Origin of the sequence: Rhodococcus sp. IC4_135 (genome assembly GCF_011602025.1) — a bacterium.
Lineage (GTDB): Bacteria > Actinomycetota > Actinomycetes > Mycobacteriales > Mycobacteriaceae > Rhodococcus_F > Rhodococcus_F baikonurensis.
Window position 1 is genome coordinate 16,746 of the sequence record NZ_JAAOLG010000015.1, and the last position, 16,516, is coordinate 33,261.

The window sequence follows — 16,516 nt, forward strand, 5'->3', positions numbered from 1 at the left end:
TGGGCCATGGCTGCTGGGGACGACGACCAGGGCGGACTCGACAGCGCGAGTCCGCCCTACCCGACGAGTGGGTTACCGGTTCTTGAAGAACGAGACGTCGTCGTTGCCGATGAGGTCCGGAACGGTCCAGCCGTCGAGGTCGTATTCACTCAGACACTGCTCGGCCAGTCCCTTCATGGAACTTGCGTGTCCACGATTCTGGGCTGCGAACAGCAGTTCCGCCTTGACGTTCTCGTGATTGCCGGAGTAGTTGCGCTCGTAGAGTTCGTGTCGCCCGCCGAACTCGGTACCGATCGAATCCCACAGTGCTTTCATGACTTTCACGCGGTCGACGGCGGTGATGCCGTCGGAACCGCGAACGTACTTGTCGAGGTAGGGCCGCACGTCCGGGCTCTTGAAGTCGAGTGAACTCGAAGGCAGATAGATCAGGCCTGATGCCACGTCCTGCTCGATGATCTCCTTGATCCGAGGGTATCCCTGAATCATGAACATCCGATAGGTGAGGCCGTACTCGAGCTTCGGGATGACCGAATCGCCGACCCACTGTTCGGGGTCGCGTGCCATCGATTCGGTCAACGACCAGAAGAGGTTTCGCCAGCCGATCACTTCACCGACACGGGTCTGGACTCCGCGGAATCCGCCGGCGCCGGTGGCTTCGAGTGCCTTCATCAACAGTCCGGCGATGAAGTCGAGCTTGACGGCCAGGCGTGTGCAGCCCTGAAAGGTGAAGCGCGGCAGGAATCCCGATTGAGGGAAGAAGGCGTTGATCCGGTCGACGTCGCCGTACATGAAGACGTTCTCCCACGGCACCAGCACCTTGTCGAAGACGAAGATGGTGTCGTTCTCGTCCATGCGGCTCGACAGCGGATAGTCGAACGGACTGCCCATCACCGCAGCATGTTCGGTGTACGAGGTGCGGCAGATCAGTTTCACGCCCGGCGCGTCCATCGGCACCGTGCAGATCAGGGCGAACTGCTTCTTCTTGATCGGCAGACCGTAGTGAGCGATGAAGTTGTAGTTGGTGATCGCCGATCCGGTGGCGACCACCTTGGCACCGCTGACGATCAATCCGGCGTCGGTTTCCTTCTCCACCTTCATGAAGACGTCGCCGACCTCGTCCGGCGGAAGTTGGCGATCCACCGGGGGATTGATGATCGCGTGGTTCCAGTACAGAACTTTCTCCTGCGACTCGCGGTACCAGCGCTCGGCGTTGTCCTGGAACGGTGCGTACAACTCCTTGTTGGCGTGGAGGGTGCCCAGGAAACTTGCCTTGTAGTCGGGGGAGCGGCCCATCCAGCCGTAGGTCATACGAGCCCACGTCGCGATGGCGTCGCGTTCCTTGAGCAGATCGGCCGACGACGTCGGTGTGCGGAAGAACGGCATGGTGACACCGCCGTTGCCCGTGTCCGTCGGAACGGTCAAGGCGTCCACGTGCTCGCCCGTGTGCAGAGCGTCGTACAGCCTTGCGGTCATGCGGATCGGATTCCGGAACGCGGGGTGCGTCGTGACGTCCTTGACGCGATCACCATGGAGCCAGATTTCGCGACCGTCCTGCAGGCTCGAGATGTACTCGTCACCGGTCATCGGCCGGGTAGCGAAGTTCTTCGTGCGGTTGGCTTCGCAGTCGGCGGCCGGATTGACCTGTGGCGCTCCGGAATCTGCGGGGTCGACGCCGGTGGGAGGGATTTCGGTGGTCGTCATGGCAAAGCCTTTCAGATCGTTTGAGGTGCGGGCTGAAGATGAATCGGGGTGAACGAAGTGGTGGCGTCGAACCACCCACTGTGGGGGTCGTCCTGACTGCCGTTCCAGACTGTGGTCGACGAGGTAGCGCCCAGATCGTGAAAAGTGCTTCGGTAGAACAGAAGCGGATCTTTGCCGCTCGACTGCGCGTCGACGATCTCGCCGATGAAGATGATGTGGTCACCACCGTCGTACTCCTTCCACGGGACGCACGAGATGGTTGCGGCGGCGCCGTCGAGCAGGGGAGCGGTCGGTCCGTCGATCCACCTCGGTTCGGTGCGCTGCGGGCGGCCGGCGAAATGCATGGCCGTGTCCACTTGGTCGGAGGCAAGGATGTTGACGGCAAACGGTGCGTTGCCGAGGTAGCCGCACGCTTTGGACTTGCGAGTCATCGTGATCTGGCACAGCCGTGGTTCCAGGGAAATGGCCGTGAATGCGGTGACGGTGGCTCCGTGCGGTTGGCCGTCGGCATTGGTGCAGGTGATGACGGTGACGCCGCTCGCGAATTGACCGAAGATTCCTCGAAGTTGATTTTGTTCCATGACCGGACCTCCTTGTCGGATGGCGGGTGAGTGGGGAGCCGCGAAGTGCGGGAGGCGGAGGTGGTGAACGACTCGCGCCGGGAGTGAAGACGAACGTACGGCGAGCGCAGGCTTCGGTCGATCCGTACAGCGCGGCCTCTATCCGGATTGCGCACCCGATCGAAGCCTGTATCCGTTTCCCCTTGGAAGTGACCGGGGACACAGTGTTCAATGAGGTTCAGCGCCCATGGTCGGCAATGTGGCAGGTCACGGGTTTGGAAGGTGAAGAAGGACGATGGTCGACTCCATGATCGGTACAGTTCCGCGCGACTGGGACGAGGCATGTCATGCGGTTTCGGACGCCTATTTTCCGCACACGCTGACGCCGTTGTCACGGCACGCCGCCAGTGGAGTCGGGGTGTGCACCACCGAGTTGGGGCCGCTGCGGATCGCGCATATCCGGTGGGGCGCAGACGTCGCAGTCGAATCCGATCATCCCGGTGCGTATGGGGTGAACATTCCGCTCTCGGGCGAGCTCGAGTCGGTGTTCGCAGGCTCGCACGTGCTCTCGACGCGGGGCGTCGCGACGGTGTGTCCGCCCGACATCACCACGAGGATCACCCGGTGGAGTGCGGACTGCGAGATCGTCGGCGTCCGAATAGACCGTCAGTACCTCGACCGCGAGATGGAGAAAGTTCTCGGCCGACCCGGAATGCACTTACCCGATCAGGTGGACCTTCGAGGAGACGACGGAGCCAGATGGCTGAGATTTGTTCGCTCACTGTCGGATCAGATTCTCGGCCCGGTCGGAGTTCTGCACAACGAACTGGTGGCAGGCCAGCTCTCCGGCGCCGTGGTCACGGCATTCGTCCTTGCTGCAATGCCCGACAGTGAGGACGCGGTGCAACACGCCAGGCCACGCATCGTCAAGCGGGTGCTCGACGAGATGCACGACGACCCGGCCCGCGTGTGGACCGCAGCCGAGATGGCGGAGGTTGCGGGCGTCAGCGTACGGAGATTGCAGGAAGGATTTCGGCAGTACGTGGGCCGGAGTCCGTCGGAATGCCTGCTCGACATCCGTCTCGAGCGGGTCCACGCAGATCTGGTGGACGCCGACGACTCCACGACGGTCACCGATGTCGCTGTGAGATGGGGTTTTACGCACACCGGACGGTTCGCATCGTCTTTTCGGCGCAAGTACGGCTTGTTGCCCTCGGAAGTGTTGAGGCGTTAGCTCCGGTACCCCATGTCCGCGCTGAGTTGATTCGCCTTCTCGACGAGGAAAGGTGCGACGTCGGTGCGGAAGGCTTCCGGGGTAGTGCGTCCGGCCGACGTCGAACACGCGGCCACGCCGACGACGCTTCCGCCGGCGTCGCGGACGGGGGCGGCGAGGGAAATCAGGCCGTCTTCGAGTTCCTCGGACGTGAGCGCGTATCCCTGCTCGCGCACCACACGAAGAGCGGTATGGAATGCGCCTTCATCGGTGATCGTGGTGGGTGTGAGGGCGTCGAACGTGGAGTTCGCGATGACGTTGTCGACGATTTCGGTTGGCGCCCAAGCGAGCAGGGCCCGTCCCATGGAGGTGGCGTATGCAGGCACTCTGGTGCCGACGCTGACGTTGATGCTCATGATCCGACGAACGGGTACACGCGCGGCGTAGACCACGTCGACGCCGTCGAGGACTCCGAGTGACGCGGACTCGTGGGTGTGCTCTGCGATCTCCAGCAGACGCGGGAGAGCCGCCTCGGTCAGAGCGTGTGATGCGGAGAAGTGTTGCCCGATGCTCAGAACGCGCGGGGTCAGCGACCACCGACTGTTGTTGCCGGTGACGTACCCCAGCTTCTGCAGGGTGAGGAGGATGCGTCGGACAGCAGGGCGAGAGAGTCCCGTTTCGGCGGCAAGATCGGCGAGCGACGGGTTGGGGTTCTTCTCGTCGAAGGCCATCAGCACAGCGAATCCACGCTCGATGCTCTGGATGTAATCGCGATCGTTCTCGCTCACGGAAGGGCCTTTCATCTGCGGGTATGCATGATCGGTGCCCTCGAAGGTTGACAAACCTTGTGACTGGGCGCACAGTACAAGCGTACGCAGAGCGTAACAGATGTACGCAGAGCGTACAACCTTTGAGTGCAACCAGACTTGGGAAGCCGACTCAGCCCAGCAGTACGGCACCCACCCGGTAACAGCCACACACGGCCCCGAGGAGGACCACATGACCACTTCCGAGAGCCCCACCGCAGTAGGTTCGGGCACTGCCGCCACCGACAAGTTCCTCCAGGAACGAGTCAGCGCGGACACCCCGCCCGAGCGCGTCTCGGCCATTGCCAAGGACGTACTCGAGGCACTCGCCGGCGTCATCGACAAGCACGGCGTCACCTACTCCGAGTACCGCGTCCTCAAGCAGTGGCTCATCGACATCGGCCAGTTCGGCGAGTGGCCCCTGTGGCTGGACGTCTTCCTCGAGCACAACGTCGAAGAGGTTGCGTACCGCGGCCAGCACGGAACCAAGGGAAGCATCGAGGGCCCGTACTACGTCGCCGATGCCAAGACGCTGCCATCCAAGTGTGAACTTCCGATGCGTGACAACGAGGTTGGATCGAAGCTGGTCTTCGAGGGTCAGGTTCGCGATCTCGACGGCAAGGGGCTCGGCGGCGCAACCGTCGAACTCTGGCACGCGGACGACGAAGGTTACTACTCACACTTCGCGCCGCACATCCCCGACGGCAACCTCCGCGGAACGATCGTTGCCGATGGCGAGGGACGTTTCGAGATCACCACGATTCAGCCTGCGCCGTACCAGATCCCGACCGACGGCCCCACCGGCTGGTTCATCGAGAAGGCCGGCTGGCACCCGTGGCGTCCAGCTCACCTGCATCTCATGGTGAAGGCTCCCGGCAAGCGCACGATCACCACCCAGCTCTATTTCAAGGACGGTGAGTGGATCGAGAACGACGTGGCAACGGCCACGAAGCCTGAACTCATTCTCGATCCGAAGCCGGGTGTCGACGGAATCAACCGGGTCACTTACGACTTCGTGCTCGACCCGGCCTGATCCACAACTGCTCGAAAGAAAGTGATGTGATGACAGACCTGTCGATCGTCTCCATCGAGACGACCATCCTCGACGTTCCTCTGGTTCGCCCCCACAAATTCGCCACCACGTCGATGACGGCGCAACCGTTGTTGCTCGTTGCGATTCGCACATCCGACGGTGTGGTCGGATACGGCGAAGGTGTCGTTCCGGGCGGGCCGTGGTGGGGCGGCGAATCGGTGGAGACGATGCAGGTCATCATCGAGAAGTACATCGCGCCGGTGGTGGTCGGCAGACGTGTGGATCAGATCACCGCGATCATGGCAGACATCGAAAAGATTGTTGCCAATGCACGATTCGCGAAGGCCGCCGTCGACGTGGCGTTGCACGACGCCTGGGCTCGTAGCCTGGGAGTTCCCGTGCATACGCTGCTCGGCGGGGCTTTCCGCGAGAGCGTCGACGTCACGTGGGCACTGGGTGCAGCGCCGGCGGACGAGATCATCGAAGAAGCTCACGAAAAGCTGGAATCCAGGCTCAATTTCAGCTTCAAACTCAAGATGGGTGCACTCGATCCGGCGGTCGACGTCGCGCGCATCGTCAGCATCGCGCAGGCGCTCGACGGCCACGCCGGCGTCCGCGTCGACGTCAACGCGCGGTGGGATCGCTTCACCGCGCTTCGGTACCTGCCACAACTCGCCGACGGCGGAGTGGAACTGATCGAACAGCCCACGCCGGCAGACCAAATCGAGGTCCTCGCCGAACTCAGTAGGCTACTGCCGATTCCGATCATGGCGGACGAGAGCGTGCAGACCCCGCACGACGCTCTGGAAATCGCTCGCCGGAGTGCTGCCGATGTCATCGCCCTCAAGACCACCAAGTGCGGTGGCCTCCAGCGCAGCCGCGACATCGTTGCGATCGCCAAGGCGGCGGGTATCGCGTGCCACGGCGCGACGTCCATCGAAGGACCGATCGGCACAGCGGCTTCGTTGCACTTCGCCTGCGCCGAGCCCGGAATCAACTTCGGAACAGAGCTTTTCGGTCCGCTGCTCTTCAGTGAAGAACTGCTTCAGGAGCCGTTGAAGTATTCCGAGGGGCAGTTGCACCTCCCCTCCGGGCCTGGGCTGGGAGTCGAACTGAACATGGACGCCGTCAAGACCTGGACCAGGAACTAGAGGACAAGAAGAACATGGCACTGTTTCACGTACGGATGGACGTCGATATTCCACGCGATCTGGATCCGGCAGTTCGCGCCGAGACCGTCGCAACGGAAAAGGAGTACTCACAAGACCTTCAGCGCCAGGGCAAGTGGGTGCATCTGTGGCGAATAGTGGGACAGTTCAGCAACATCAGCATCTTCGACGTCGACTCGCCTGACGAACTGCACGAGATTCTCTGGAATCTCCCCTTGTTCCCGTACATGACCATCGAGGTCATGCCGTTGACGCAGCACGGATCTTCGATCAAGTAGCCGGCCGTGTCTGCCGTGTCTGCCGTGTCTGCCACGCCTGCGAGCCTGCTGGAATCTGTGCAGAAGTGGCACTGCGAGATGTCGGAGACCTTCGGTGGCCTGTGCCCCGAGAGCTCTGTCGATACCGTGCCCGTGGGCACGGTCAGTGGCGTAAGTCTCGGGGACGTGGGCGCTTTCGACATTTCCGGTTCGCCTCAGATACTGCGACGGAGCACACGGGCAGCAAAGCGACACGGTAGTGATCTGCTCAAGATCTGCGCGGTCCGAACCGGGAGCGCGATACTGCGCCAATCCGACCGCGAGTTGACGGCTCGGCCCGGCACGATGATTCTCTACGACGTGGAGCGTTCGTACGCACTGCGTTTCGACGGCCACTGGTCGTGCACCGTCATGACCGTGCCGCGCACGGCAATGAGTCTGACCGAGCGAGAGTTGAACTGCGCGCTCGAACGCATCCACGACGGCCGACGCGGATCCGGGGCATTGCTGCAGAACTTCATCTCGGGCGCCGTGGCATCCCAGGTCGACGGCAGCGCGGCAGGGCTTCTCGGAGATGCGGGCGTCAATCTCGCTTCAGCAGTTCTGGTCCAAGACACTGCGCCCGCGGCACCCGGACGGTCGGCGCGAGAGGAGATCTTGCGATATGCGCTTCGGAATCTCGACTCTCCGGATCTCTCGGTCACATCGATCGCCGGTGCGCTGCACATGTCGCCGCGAACCGTTCAGCGTCACTTCGGGGACGGAGGTCTTACCCTCAATGCGCTGATTCGCCGAGAACGGTTGATTCGCGTACGCCGAGATCTCACCGACGCCTCGCTGCGAGATCACTCGATCTCCGTACTGGCCGCACGATGGTGTTTCCATGACGCTCCGGCCTTTTCGCGGGCGTTCAAGACGGAATTCGGTACGGCACCGTCGGAAGTACGTGGCTCGACTGATCCGAACGTGCGCGAACTTCACTGAACTGTCGCATCCGAACAACAAACGTGTCCGATCACGACAACTCGGAGCCCGAATACCGGGGCAGAGTGTGTTCCAGATCGCTTTTCAAGCTCGTGAAGAGCTCAGGCCCGCGACCGGCGAGGACTGCAGCGAAAGCTACGAATCGAGGAACTCATGACGAATCTGCTCGCGAATCGGCGATGGTACGGAAAGATTTTCGGCGGCCAATGGATCGACGGGAGCGGTGACACCGTCGAGTCGGTCGAACCGGCAACCGGTGAGGTGCTCGGTGTGATCGGGACGGCCACTGCTGCTGATATAGATCGAGCGGCACACATCGCGTCGGCGGCGCAGCCGGAGTGGGCGGCCACGATCGGACAGGACCGCGCTTCGGTGATCCGTAAGGCAGCGCAGATTTTGGAAGCGAAGCGAGCCGAAGTGGAACGCTGGTTGATCCGCGAAGGTGGTTCGGTACCAAGGAAAGCCGCGTTCGAAGTTGATCTCGTCATCTCCGAACTGTGGGAGGCGTCGGCGCTGCCGACGCAACCGTGCGGTCACCTCCTGCCCGCCAGCCAGCGCGGGCGATCGAGCATCGGCCGGCGGGTACCCCTCGGCGTGATCGGCGTGATCAGCCCGTGGAACTTCCCGCTGCTCCTTGCCATGCGTGCTGTCGCACCGGCCTTGGCTCTCGGAAACGCCGTCGTTCTGAAGCCGGATGTTCAAACCGCGATCAGCGGCGGCGCCGTCATCGCGGAGTTGTTCACGGCTGCAGGCCTTCCCGAAGGTCTACTCCATGTGCTCGCCGGTGATGCGGAGCCAGGTCAGGCGTTGTGCGAGAGCCCGCTGATCGCGATGGTGTCCTTCACCGGTTCGACCGCAGTCGGCCGGCAGGTGGGAGAGACGGCCGGCCGCACGCTCAAGCGTGTCTCGCTGGAATTGGGTGGGAACAACGCCCTGATCGTTCTCGACGACGCAGACTTGGATGCCGCGAGTTCGGCGGGTGCGTGGGGATCGTTCCTGCATCAGGGGCAGGTCTGCATGACCGCGGGCCGACACATCGTGCTGGAGTCGGTTGCCGATCGGTACCTGGACTTGCTGGCCAAGCGTGCCTCGGTCCTGCCGGTCGGAGATCCCAATACGGGCAACGTCGCTCTCGGGCCGCTCATCAACGCGAGGCAGATCGCGAACGTCGATCGAATCGTCCAGGACACCAAGGAAGCCGGTGCCGAAATTCGCGCAGGCGGAACCTACGAAGGGCTGTTCTATCAGCCGACCGTGCTGGCCGGCGTCACTTCGGACATGCCCGCGTTCCGCGAAGAGATTTTCGGGCCGGTGGCGCCCGTCGTGGTCGTCAAGGACGAAGACGAGGCCGTCAGGCTGGCCAATGACAGCGAATACGGTCTGGTGGCGGCCATACAAACAGGATCGGTGGAACGCGGCGAGCGGATCGCTGACCGCCTTCGGACCGGCATCGTGCACATCAACGATCAGACTTTGAACAACGATGCCTATGCACCGTTCGGCGGCGCGGGTGCCTCGGGAAACGGTGCGAGATTCGGAACTCAAAGCAGTTGGGACGAATTCACCACCTGGCAGTGGCGAACCAGCCGGCCTGCCGCTCAGACCTTCCCGTTCTGAAGTCGAAAGGAACTCCGATGCACACCATCTCGGCTCACGAGCTTCCCATCGTGTTGCAGGACGGCGAATTCGAACTACGGATGCGAGAAGAAGGCGACATGATCGTCAACTTCGTCAAAATGCCTGCCGGTGCCAACTTCGTCGAACCGTTCTCGCATCTGGAAGGGGGACGCTGTCAATGTCCTCACTACGGGTACGTCTTGAAGGGCAGGATCTACACAGATTCCGAAGCGGGGCGGCAGACCTACAATGCAGGCGACGTGTTCTATTGGGCGCCCGGTCACGTTCCGGGAGCGATAGACGACTCGGAGTACGTCGACTTCGCTCCCAAGACCGAATTCCTCGAACTGATCGACGGAGTGCGTAAGACAATGGGCGGCTGAGCTGTTCGGCCGCTGTCGAGGTCAGCGTATTCCGTCGCGACGTAGTGCGACGGAGACTGCGGCAGAGCGGGTATCGACACCGAGCTTGGCGTAGATGTGCCCGAGGTGGGTTTTCACCGTCGCCTCGCTGATGAAGAGTGCTTTACCCAGCTCGCGGTTGGTCATCCCCTCGGCGAGCAGGCTCAGTAGTTCGGACTCACGGGCGGTGAGCGCTTCCTGTGGGCGCTGCATCTGCTGAACGAGACGGGAGGCGACGGTAGGGGAGAGGACGCTGCGCCCGGCAACCGCCCCGCGCACCGCGCCGAAGATCTCGTCAGGCGTCGAGTCCTTGAGTAGGTAACCGATGGCGCCGGCGTCGACAGCCCGTACGACGTCGGCGTCGGTGTCATACGTCGTGAAAACCAGGACGGGAACATCGAGACCGTCGTTTCGAAGCCGTTTGATCGCCGCTGCACCATGCATGCCGGTGCCCATGTCCAGATCCATCATCACCAGATCCGGCGAGGCCGACTGTATCGCCGTGGCCGCTTCCTCGCCGGACGATGCTTCGCCGACTACTTCGACGTCCGGCTGAGTGTCCAGCAGCGCTCTCAGCCCGGCGCGCACCACCAGGTGATCATCGACGAGGAAGACGCGAATGGTGGTCACCGGATCCTCCGTTCGAGCGGGAACTGGGCCGCGACGACGGTGCCGTCTCCCGGTGCGCTTTCCACGGTGAACGATCCGCCGAGCTGCGCGACGCGACTCCGCATCGCACGTAGGCCGTATCCACCGTACCGAGAATGGTCGGCGAGTTTTCCCGGATCGAAGCCGACGCCGTCGTCGAAGATGTCTACCGAGATGGAGTCGTCGAGATACGTGATCGTCACGCCCGCTGTGTCGGCGCGGGCGTGGTGGGCGATGTTGGACGACGCGCTCGAGACCACTCGCACGATGGCATGAGCTACGTCCGAGGGCAGGATGACGGCTTCACCGACGGTGCGGATCCGAACGGCCGGGACGAACTGCCGGGCCGCAGACACGACCAAGGCGTCGAAGTTGCCCGTACCGCCCTTGGTCGGCGCCAGATCGTGGACGAGATCTCGACTCTGCATCAGGCTCGTGCGGATGTTCTCTGCCGCGGCATCGACATCGGCGCGAGACGGCGAACCCGTTGTGTTCCACGTTTGTTCGGCTGCCTCGAGTCGTAGAAGGGCGCTCGCCAGTCCCTGTGTAACGGTGTCGTGGATTTCGCGCGCGAGGCGCTCTCGCTCAGCGGCAACGCCGGCGGCACGTTCGGTATCTGCCAATGCAGATTGCGCTTCTGCTACCTGGCGTAGAAGCCGAAGGCGTTCTCGGGCATCTCGTTCCATCTGCCCGTAGGCTGCCGCGACCAGTGCCGCGGTGCACAGAGGTCCGAGCAGTGTCACCAATTCGGCACGACCGGTGACCCGGTAGAACGCGATACCGGCGAGGACGCCCAGGATCCCGACGAGTGGGTAGGCGATTTTGCTCGGGTACAGGCGAATACAGAGGAAGAGAACGGGGAACGCGCACCACGCGAAACTCGGTGCAAGCCAGACCAGTGCTGCCCAGGTGCTCAGTACCGGCCACATCCACAGCCGTTGGCGAACCACATCTCGCGAAGACACCGTAGCCATGACGGCGTAGAGCACGGCGAGAACCCCGGCCAGAACGAGCACCACCCCGAACCGACCGCTTGTCCCGTGGACTGTGACGTACCGAACTCCCGATGTCGACAACAGTACGAAGAACGACGCGTGGATCGCATACGCCAACGGGCCGCGTAGGCCGAGTTCGGCGTCGGCGTTCATCGCTCCGTTACTCATCCCTCGAATATTACGGAGGGCGCCAGGCCGTCGTATCAACCATTCGGATGATATCTGGACAACCAGATGGGGCACGGTTCGTCACCCGAGCGCCCGATGTGCGCACCCGCGCCGGGACGCGACGCTGTAGTGGACGGTTTCGAACCATTCGACTGAAAGTGTGCCCGCCATGAACCACCGCATCTACACCCGACTTCCCCGTACGCTCGCTGTCGCCGTTCCGGTTGTCGCGATCCTTGCAAGCGCCGCCTGCTCGACCACCGACACGCCGGTGGCGAACGCATCGAGCACGACGTCGATTTCTGCCACGCAGCAGCCTGCTGCGACTGGCGATTCGGCGGTGGTCAGTCAGAATCGACTCAGCGCCGACGCAGCAGTGAAGGCCGCCGGTGCGGCCATGGCCAAATGCCGTGCCGACGGGCTCGGATTTGTCACCGTCTCCGTCGTCGACCGGGCAGGAAACGTCATCGCCATGGTGCGAGGCGACAACGCGGCGCAGCACACGGTGGAGGCCTCACGCGAGAAGGCATACACCTCTGCAGCTTTCGGAGCCGACACCAGTGACCTCTCGCAGCGTACCAAAGGTGAGGGATCGACCATCGCCGACCTTCCCGGCACCCTCTTCCTTGCAGGTGGAGTCACATTGAAGTCCGGATCCGCCTCGATCGCCGGTATCGGTGTCGGTGGTGCTCCAGACGGAATGCAGGACCAAGCTTGCGCTGCTGCGGGGCGAGAGGCGATCGCTTCGTCCCTCGGCTGAGTGAGCGCAGACAGCGCGCATCGTGAATTGTGCTTTTCGCCACCTGGATTCGTTCGGCACGACAGTTGTCCGTTTGCCGCGATGACCTCGACTTTGTAACACCGGAGCCCCCGGAAAGGGACAAACACGTCGACAGTGGAACCGACGATGCACTTACCGAAGCGAGTTTCTTGATGCGCAGTTTCGGGGAAAGACACAACCTTGCAGAGAATCAGATTCACGTTGCCCGAGCGCAATACACGGCGGGTACGGGTGCTCGTAGCGGCGTTGTTGTCGATGCTTCTTCTCGGCGGTATGTTCGGCCCGACTGCCGCGAGTGCCACTCCGGCCCCTGGCGTGACTCCGGCGCACTCGGCGCCATGGGGTGGTTACGACGAGTTGTGGGTCCCGTCTTCGATGGGAAACATCAAGGTTCAGGTGCAGTGGGCCGCGCGCGGTGGCAACGCCGCGCTGTACTTGCTCGACGGTCTTCGCGCGCAAAACGACAGGAATGCTTGGAGTTTCGAAACGAACGCACTCGATCAGTACCGCAACGACAACATTACGTTGGTGATGCCGGTCGGCGGTGAGTCGAGTTTCTACACGGATTGGTACGCGCCGTCCAATTTCAACGCTCAGCCGATAACGTACCGGTGGGAAACATTTCTCACCCGTGAGCTTCCGGACTTCCTTGCAGGGTACGGTGTTTCACCAACCAATAATGCGATCATCGGGTTGTCGATGGGCGGTAGTGCCGCATTGAACCTGGCGGGGCATCATCGGGATCAGTTCAAGTTCGCCGGCTCGCTGTCCGGCTACATCAATATCTCGGGCCCGGGTATGCGCGAAGCGATCCGCGTAGCCATGTTCGACGCCGGCCGGTACAACGTCGATTCGATGTGGGGCCCGCCGTGGTCATCCGGGTGGCTTCGGAACGACCCGTTCGTCAACGCGGAATCGCTTCGCGGACTGTCGATGTACATTTCGTCGTCCAACGGCATCCCGGGACCGTACGATCATCCGTCTGCGCCGATCGACTATTTCCACACCGCGACGGGTATGGGACTGGAGGCGCTCTCGTGGGTGCACGCGCGGGCATTCGAAATTCGCCTGAAGTCCTTGGGAATCCCAGCGACGTACAGCTTTCCGCCCGCCGGTATTCACTCGTGGCCGTACTGGTCCGCTGAATTGTGGATGGCCAGAGGGCAAATCCTCGACACCATGAATGCCTGGTGACGCTGATGTGAAGGATCTCTCCGGACTTGCTGACGAGTCAAGCCCGGAGAGACATCGCTCAGAAGGTGATGATTCCGCGCAGATTGCGACCGGCATGCATGTCGGCGAATCCGTTGTTGATCTGGTCGAGGCTGTACCGGTTGGTGATGAGGCCGTCGAGTTCGAGTTTGCCGCTGGTGTAGAGATCGATCATCCACGGAATGTCGGCGGTGGGATTGGACGCCCCGAACAAGGAACCTTGAATTCTCTTCTGGTACAAGGTGAGCTCCATCAGGCTCACGGGAATGCCGACGTCCGTCATCTTCCCGAGACCGGTGACGACGCACGTTCCTGCCTTGCGGATCGACGAGAATGCCTGCGCGACATGTTCGCCGGTGGTGACGCCGACGGTGACGATGGCGGAATCCGCGCCCTGGCCGTTGGTGAACGAGCGCGCGATGTCGGTGGCTTCCTCCATGGTGGCCACGGCATGGGTCGCGCCCAACTTCAATGCACTGTCACGCTTGAAGGCGACCGGGTCCACCGCGATCACGTGGGCGGCACCGGCATGCGAGGCGCCCTGTACCGCATTGATTCCGATTCCGCCGACTCCCATGACGATGACGGTCTGCCCGGGATAGACCTGAGCGGAGTTGACCGCGGCGCCCCACCCGGTTCCGACGCCGCAGCCGAGCAGGCACAGAGCGTCGAGAGGCAGGTGCTTGTCGACTTTCACGGCCGAGAGAGTGCTGACCGTGGTGTATTCACTGAAGGTGGACAGGCCGCAGGTCTGGGCCACGGGCTGACCGTCGAGAGACATTCTGTAACTCGAGGTTTCGCCGGGCCTGCTGCCGGTCATGATGGCGGCGCCGTTGTCGCACAGGTTCTGGATTCCGCTTGCACACCACCGGCAACGGCCGCAGGCGGCGAGGAACGAGAACACGACATGATCACCCTCGGACCACCCTTCGGTATTCGGCCCGACCTCGACGACGATTCCGGCGCCTTCGTGTCCACCGCAGATGGGATAGCGGCCGACTCCGTGGTCGCCGCTGGCGATGTGATCGTCCGAGTGGCACAAGCCGGAGGCGACCATCTTGACGGTGAGTTCGCCGCTGCGGGGTGAATCGAGTTCGAGATCGACCACCTCGTATGTGCCTGGTGCTTGGCGAATGACGGCTCCACGAGTGCGCAAGGTATCTCCTGAGGTGAGAGTTGTTCTTCGGATTCCTCAGTTGTCTACTCGAGAGTTCAGGGTGGGCTCGAGGCCCATCTCACTGATCGGACGTTTCGTATCTTTCAGACTCGTCCGGGGCACGTCCCAGGATGGCGAGTTGTAGTTCGGTGAGCAGGCGCGTATCCGGCTCGTCCAACGAAATGCCCATGATCTGTTCAGCACGCCGAATGCGATAGCGCAGCGTGTTCGGATGAACTTTCAGTGAGGAAGCGGCCTTCTTCACGTCCCCGAAAGCTGTCAGATAGGCCGTGAGCGTGAACTGCATGTCAGAAGTGTTCTTGTCGTCGTAGGAGATGAGTCTGTCGATACGAGGGTCACGTAGTCGCTCGTGATCGGCGACGAGATCGAGGATTTCGCCCAGCAACACCGCGGTGCGTGACGCCGCGAGTGTGGTGACCTTCGCGGTGTCGTGATCATCAGTGGTATCGAGCACGCGGTCTACCTCTCGACGCGCCTCGGGCACACCGTGCAACCGCGCGATCGGTACCGCCACGGCGGCACGGACGCTGATGCCCGCACGATTCTCGAGTACTCGCACGGTGTCGTAAGCCCAGTCGCTGATCGCGACCTCGTTTTCGGCCCGAGGAAACAGCACGTAGATCCGGTGGTCGATGATCGTCGTGACCGCGTCGCTGCGGAATGCGCTGGCGCGCAAGCGCAAGGCGTTGGTGATTCGATCGAGATCCGATCCGGGCTCGAGGGAGATCGCGAATCCGACGACCGCAGCGGGGCCGTCGGTGCTGATGCCGAAGGAGCCGGCGAGGGAGTGCACGTCGATTCCGCCGGAGCGAACACCGAACAACCTTTGCACTTGATCATTTTCGCGGCTGGACGCGTCCAGCGTCCGCATGAGAATGCGTGCGGCGACGGCCGCTGCACCACGCAACACCGCGCCCGCGTCGTCCGACAGTGGTCCTGACGCCTGCTGCACCCAGATGCTGCCGAGATTGTGTTGGTGTGCAACGGAACCCGTCGGCGCCGACAGGTCCGGGCGGGTGATACTCACTGCCAGCCGGTGCGCGGCTCCGATGCCCGGCTCGGAGGGCAGACTGATGATCTCGTCCGAGCGCCTGAGATGCTCGAACACGCCTCTGCTCTCTATCCATTCGGTGTATTCGATCGGCCACTCCCGGCCGAGTATGGAGAGTTGACGGAGCTCGTCTTCACCCTCGTGAGCAGCCGAATACGCGATGACGTGGAGTGCAGTGTCGTCGATCGTCACGAGGCCGCCGGTCAGTTCAGCGATCGTTTCGGAGAGTGCGAACAGATCGGAGTCGCCTCCCGGTACTGCACCCGCCGCGGCTCGTGAACGATACGAACTCTGCGTCAGAAGTCGTTGTACCAGCGAGTAAACGTGCCCGGAACTGGCCTGCGGATGGACCGCGGCCACGGCGATTCCGATGCCTCGTGCGGCGTTGAGTACCGTCGTCGCCTCGCGCGCATTCTTGACGAGCAAGAGCTTCGGCCGACGCCGTGACGGCCTGCCTTCGAACTTTCGCAGCCACTGCGTCAGCGTCGACTCCGGAACTCCGACGGGAAGGTAGATGTCGGAGATCGCACTTCGGCTGTCGGTGCCGTCGATGTCGGAGGACTCGACGAGGGCGATCGAACGGATGTCGATGTCAAGCCCGTCCGGGCTTTCCAGAAGCTCGATCACGGACTTGTCCGTGGAATGCATGAGGGCGCCGAGGGTGGTGCCTACATGCGGCCCGTTACTCCTCGGACTTGTCGACGCGTGCGGGAGGGCTACAGAAAGTGGCTGCACATTTGCTC

General features: G+C 62.5%; 16 protein-coding genes. 9 read left to right on the top strand and 7 right to left on the bottom strand.

Translation table 11 applies throughout. From position 1 onward, the window contains the following. Window positions 1–72: 72 nt before the first annotated feature. Both G8767_RS23105 and G8767_RS23110 read right to left on the bottom strand, forming a co-directional pair. Window positions 73–1,701, bottom strand: coding sequence for a 4-hydroxyphenylacetate 3-hydroxylase N-terminal domain-containing protein (locus tag G8767_RS23105; protein WP_003939685.1), 1,629 nt, complete (start codon window positions 1,699–1,701; stop codon window positions 73–75). Between the two features lie 11 nt (window positions 1,702–1,712). Next, window positions 1,713–2,282, bottom strand: a complete 570-nt coding sequence (locus tag G8767_RS23110) for a flavin reductase family protein (protein ID WP_095971976.1) — start codon at window positions 2,280–2,282, stop codon at window positions 1,713–1,715. Window positions 2,283–2,556: 274 nt separating this feature from the next. Here G8767_RS23110 and G8767_RS23115 point away from each other — a divergent pair, with 274 nt between their 5' ends. Continuing rightward, window positions 2,557–3,495, top strand: coding sequence for an AraC family transcriptional regulator (locus G8767_RS23115; RefSeq protein ID WP_166812006.1), 939 nt, complete (start codon window positions 2,557–2,559; stop codon window positions 3,493–3,495). On the opposite strand, the gene G8767_RS23120 is transcribed toward G8767_RS23115, so the two are convergent. After that, on the bottom strand, window positions 3,492–4,262 hold the full coding sequence (locus tag G8767_RS23120) for an IclR family transcriptional regulator (protein ID WP_037120593.1): 771 nt from the start codon (window positions 4,260–4,262) through the stop codon (window positions 3,492–3,494). The two genes, G8767_RS23115 and G8767_RS23120, sit on opposite strands and share 4 nt — an antisense overlap. A gap of 211 nt (window positions 4,263–4,473) precedes the next feature. On the opposite strand from G8767_RS23120, the gene catA reads away from it, so the two are divergent. From catA to G8767_RS23150, 6 genes are all read left to right on the top strand, one after another. After that, a complete protein-coding gene (catA, locus tag G8767_RS23125; RefSeq protein ID WP_095972111.1) occupies window positions 4,474–5,313 on the top strand; it encodes a catechol 1,2-dioxygenase in 840 nt (279 codons plus the stop codon). 29 nt (window positions 5,314–5,342) lie between these two features. Then, a complete protein-coding gene (locus G8767_RS23130; RefSeq protein ID WP_095971978.1) occupies window positions 5,343–6,464 on the top strand; it encodes a muconate/chloromuconate family cycloisomerase in 1,122 nt (373 codons plus the stop codon). Between the two features lie 14 nt (window positions 6,465–6,478). Then, the gene (gene catC, locus G8767_RS23135; protein WP_095971979.1) at window positions 6,479–6,760 is read left to right on the top strand and encodes a muconolactone Delta-isomerase; all 282 of its coding nucleotides are present in this window, start codon (window positions 6,479–6,481) and stop codon (window positions 6,758–6,760) included. Window positions 6,761–6,766: 6 nt separating this feature from the next. Continuing rightward, window positions 6,767–7,723, top strand: coding sequence for a helix-turn-helix domain-containing protein (locus G8767_RS23140; RefSeq protein ID WP_260395793.1), 957 nt, complete (start codon window positions 6,767–6,769; stop codon window positions 7,721–7,723). 153 nt (window positions 7,724–7,876) lie between these two features. Continuing rightward, entirely contained in the window at window positions 7,877–9,340 is a 1,464-nt protein-coding gene (locus tag G8767_RS23145) for a benzaldehyde dehydrogenase (RefSeq protein WP_166812008.1), read from the top strand. Window positions 9,341–9,357: 17 nt separating this feature from the next. Further along, window positions 9,358–9,723 carry a hypothetical protein gene (locus tag G8767_RS23150; RefSeq protein WP_166812010.1) on the top strand — a complete coding sequence of 122 codons (366 nt, stop codon included), beginning with the start codon at window positions 9,358–9,360 and terminating at the stop codon, window positions 9,721–9,723. Window positions 9,724–9,744: 21 nt separating this feature from the next. On the opposite strand, the gene G8767_RS23155 is transcribed toward G8767_RS23150, so the two are convergent. Then, window positions 9,745–10,371 (bottom strand): response regulator transcription factor, encoded by a 627-nt coding sequence (locus tag G8767_RS23155; RefSeq protein WP_166812012.1) that lies wholly within the window; start codon window positions 10,369–10,371, stop codon window positions 9,745–9,747. Beyond that, entirely contained in the window at window positions 10,368–11,537 is a 1,170-nt protein-coding gene (locus G8767_RS23160; RefSeq protein ID WP_166812157.1) for a sensor histidine kinase, read from the bottom strand. Before G8767_RS23160 ends, G8767_RS23155 begins: the two co-directional genes overlap by 4 nt. A 184-nt stretch (window positions 11,538–11,721) precedes the next feature. Here G8767_RS23160 and G8767_RS23165 point away from each other — a divergent pair, with 184 nt between their 5' ends. Continuing rightward, complete coding sequence (locus tag G8767_RS23165; protein WP_124569572.1) at window positions 11,722–12,312, top strand: heme-binding protein; 591 nt, start codon at window positions 11,722–11,724, stop codon at window positions 12,310–12,312. 276 nt (window positions 12,313–12,588) lie between these two features. Then, complete coding sequence (locus G8767_RS23170; protein ID WP_346843029.1) at window positions 12,589–13,527, top strand: alpha/beta hydrolase family protein; 939 nt, start codon at window positions 12,589–12,591, stop codon at window positions 13,525–13,527. A 58-nt stretch (window positions 13,528–13,585) separates the two neighbouring features. On the opposite strand, the gene G8767_RS23175 is transcribed toward G8767_RS23170, so the two are convergent. Together G8767_RS23175 and G8767_RS23180 are read right to left on the bottom strand one after the other, a co-directional pair. After that, on the bottom strand, window positions 13,586–14,701 hold the full coding sequence (locus G8767_RS23175) for an NDMA-dependent alcohol dehydrogenase (protein ID WP_095971986.1): 1,116 nt from the start codon (window positions 14,699–14,701) through the stop codon (window positions 13,586–13,588). Window positions 14,702–14,780: 79 nt separating this feature from the next. Beyond that, on the bottom strand, window positions 14,781–16,508 hold the full coding sequence (locus G8767_RS23180; protein WP_346843023.1) for a helix-turn-helix domain-containing protein: 1,728 nt from the start codon (window positions 16,506–16,508) through the stop codon (window positions 14,781–14,783). Window positions 16,509–16,516 lie beyond the last annotated feature (8 nt).

What these genes read in the sequence shown, in the direction of transcription:
- G8767_RS23130 (WP_095971978.1), top strand. Translation starts at nt 5,343, where the DNA reads ATGACAGACCTGTCGATCGTCTCCATCGAGACGACCATCCTCGACGTT.
- catC (WP_095971979.1), top strand. Translation starts at nt 6,479, where the DNA reads ATGGCACTGTTTCACGTACGGATGGACGTCGATATTCCACGCGATCTG.
- G8767_RS23160 (WP_166812157.1), bottom strand. Translation starts at nt 11,537, where the DNA reads ATGAACGCCGACGCCGAACTCGGCCTACGCGGCCCGTTGGCGTATGCG.
- G8767_RS23105 (WP_003939685.1), bottom strand. Translation starts at nt 1,701, where the DNA reads ATGACGACCACCGAAATCCCTCCCACCGGCGTCGACCCCGCAGATTCC.
- G8767_RS23110 (WP_095971976.1), bottom strand. Translation starts at nt 2,282, where the DNA reads ATGGAACAAAATCAACTTCGAGGAATCTTCGGTCAATTCGCGAGCGGC.
- G8767_RS23150 (WP_166812010.1), top strand. Translation starts at nt 9,358, where the DNA reads ATGCACACCATCTCGGCTCACGAGCTTCCCATCGTGTTGCAGGACGGC.
- G8767_RS23145 (WP_166812008.1), top strand. Translation starts at nt 7,877, where the DNA reads ATGACGAATCTGCTCGCGAATCGGCGATGGTACGGAAAGATTTTCGGC.
- G8767_RS23115 (WP_166812006.1), top strand. Translation starts at nt 2,557, where the DNA reads ATGGTCGACTCCATGATCGGTACAGTTCCGCGCGACTGGGACGAGGCA.
- G8767_RS23165 (WP_124569572.1), top strand. Translation starts at nt 11,722, where the DNA reads ATGAACCACCGCATCTACACCCGACTTCCCCGTACGCTCGCTGTCGCC.
- G8767_RS23170 (WP_346843029.1), top strand. Translation starts at nt 12,589, where the DNA reads ATGCTTCTTCTCGGCGGTATGTTCGGCCCGACTGCCGCGAGTGCCACT.
- catA (WP_095972111.1), top strand. Translation starts at nt 4,474, where the DNA reads ATGACCACTTCCGAGAGCCCCACCGCAGTAGGTTCGGGCACTGCCGCC.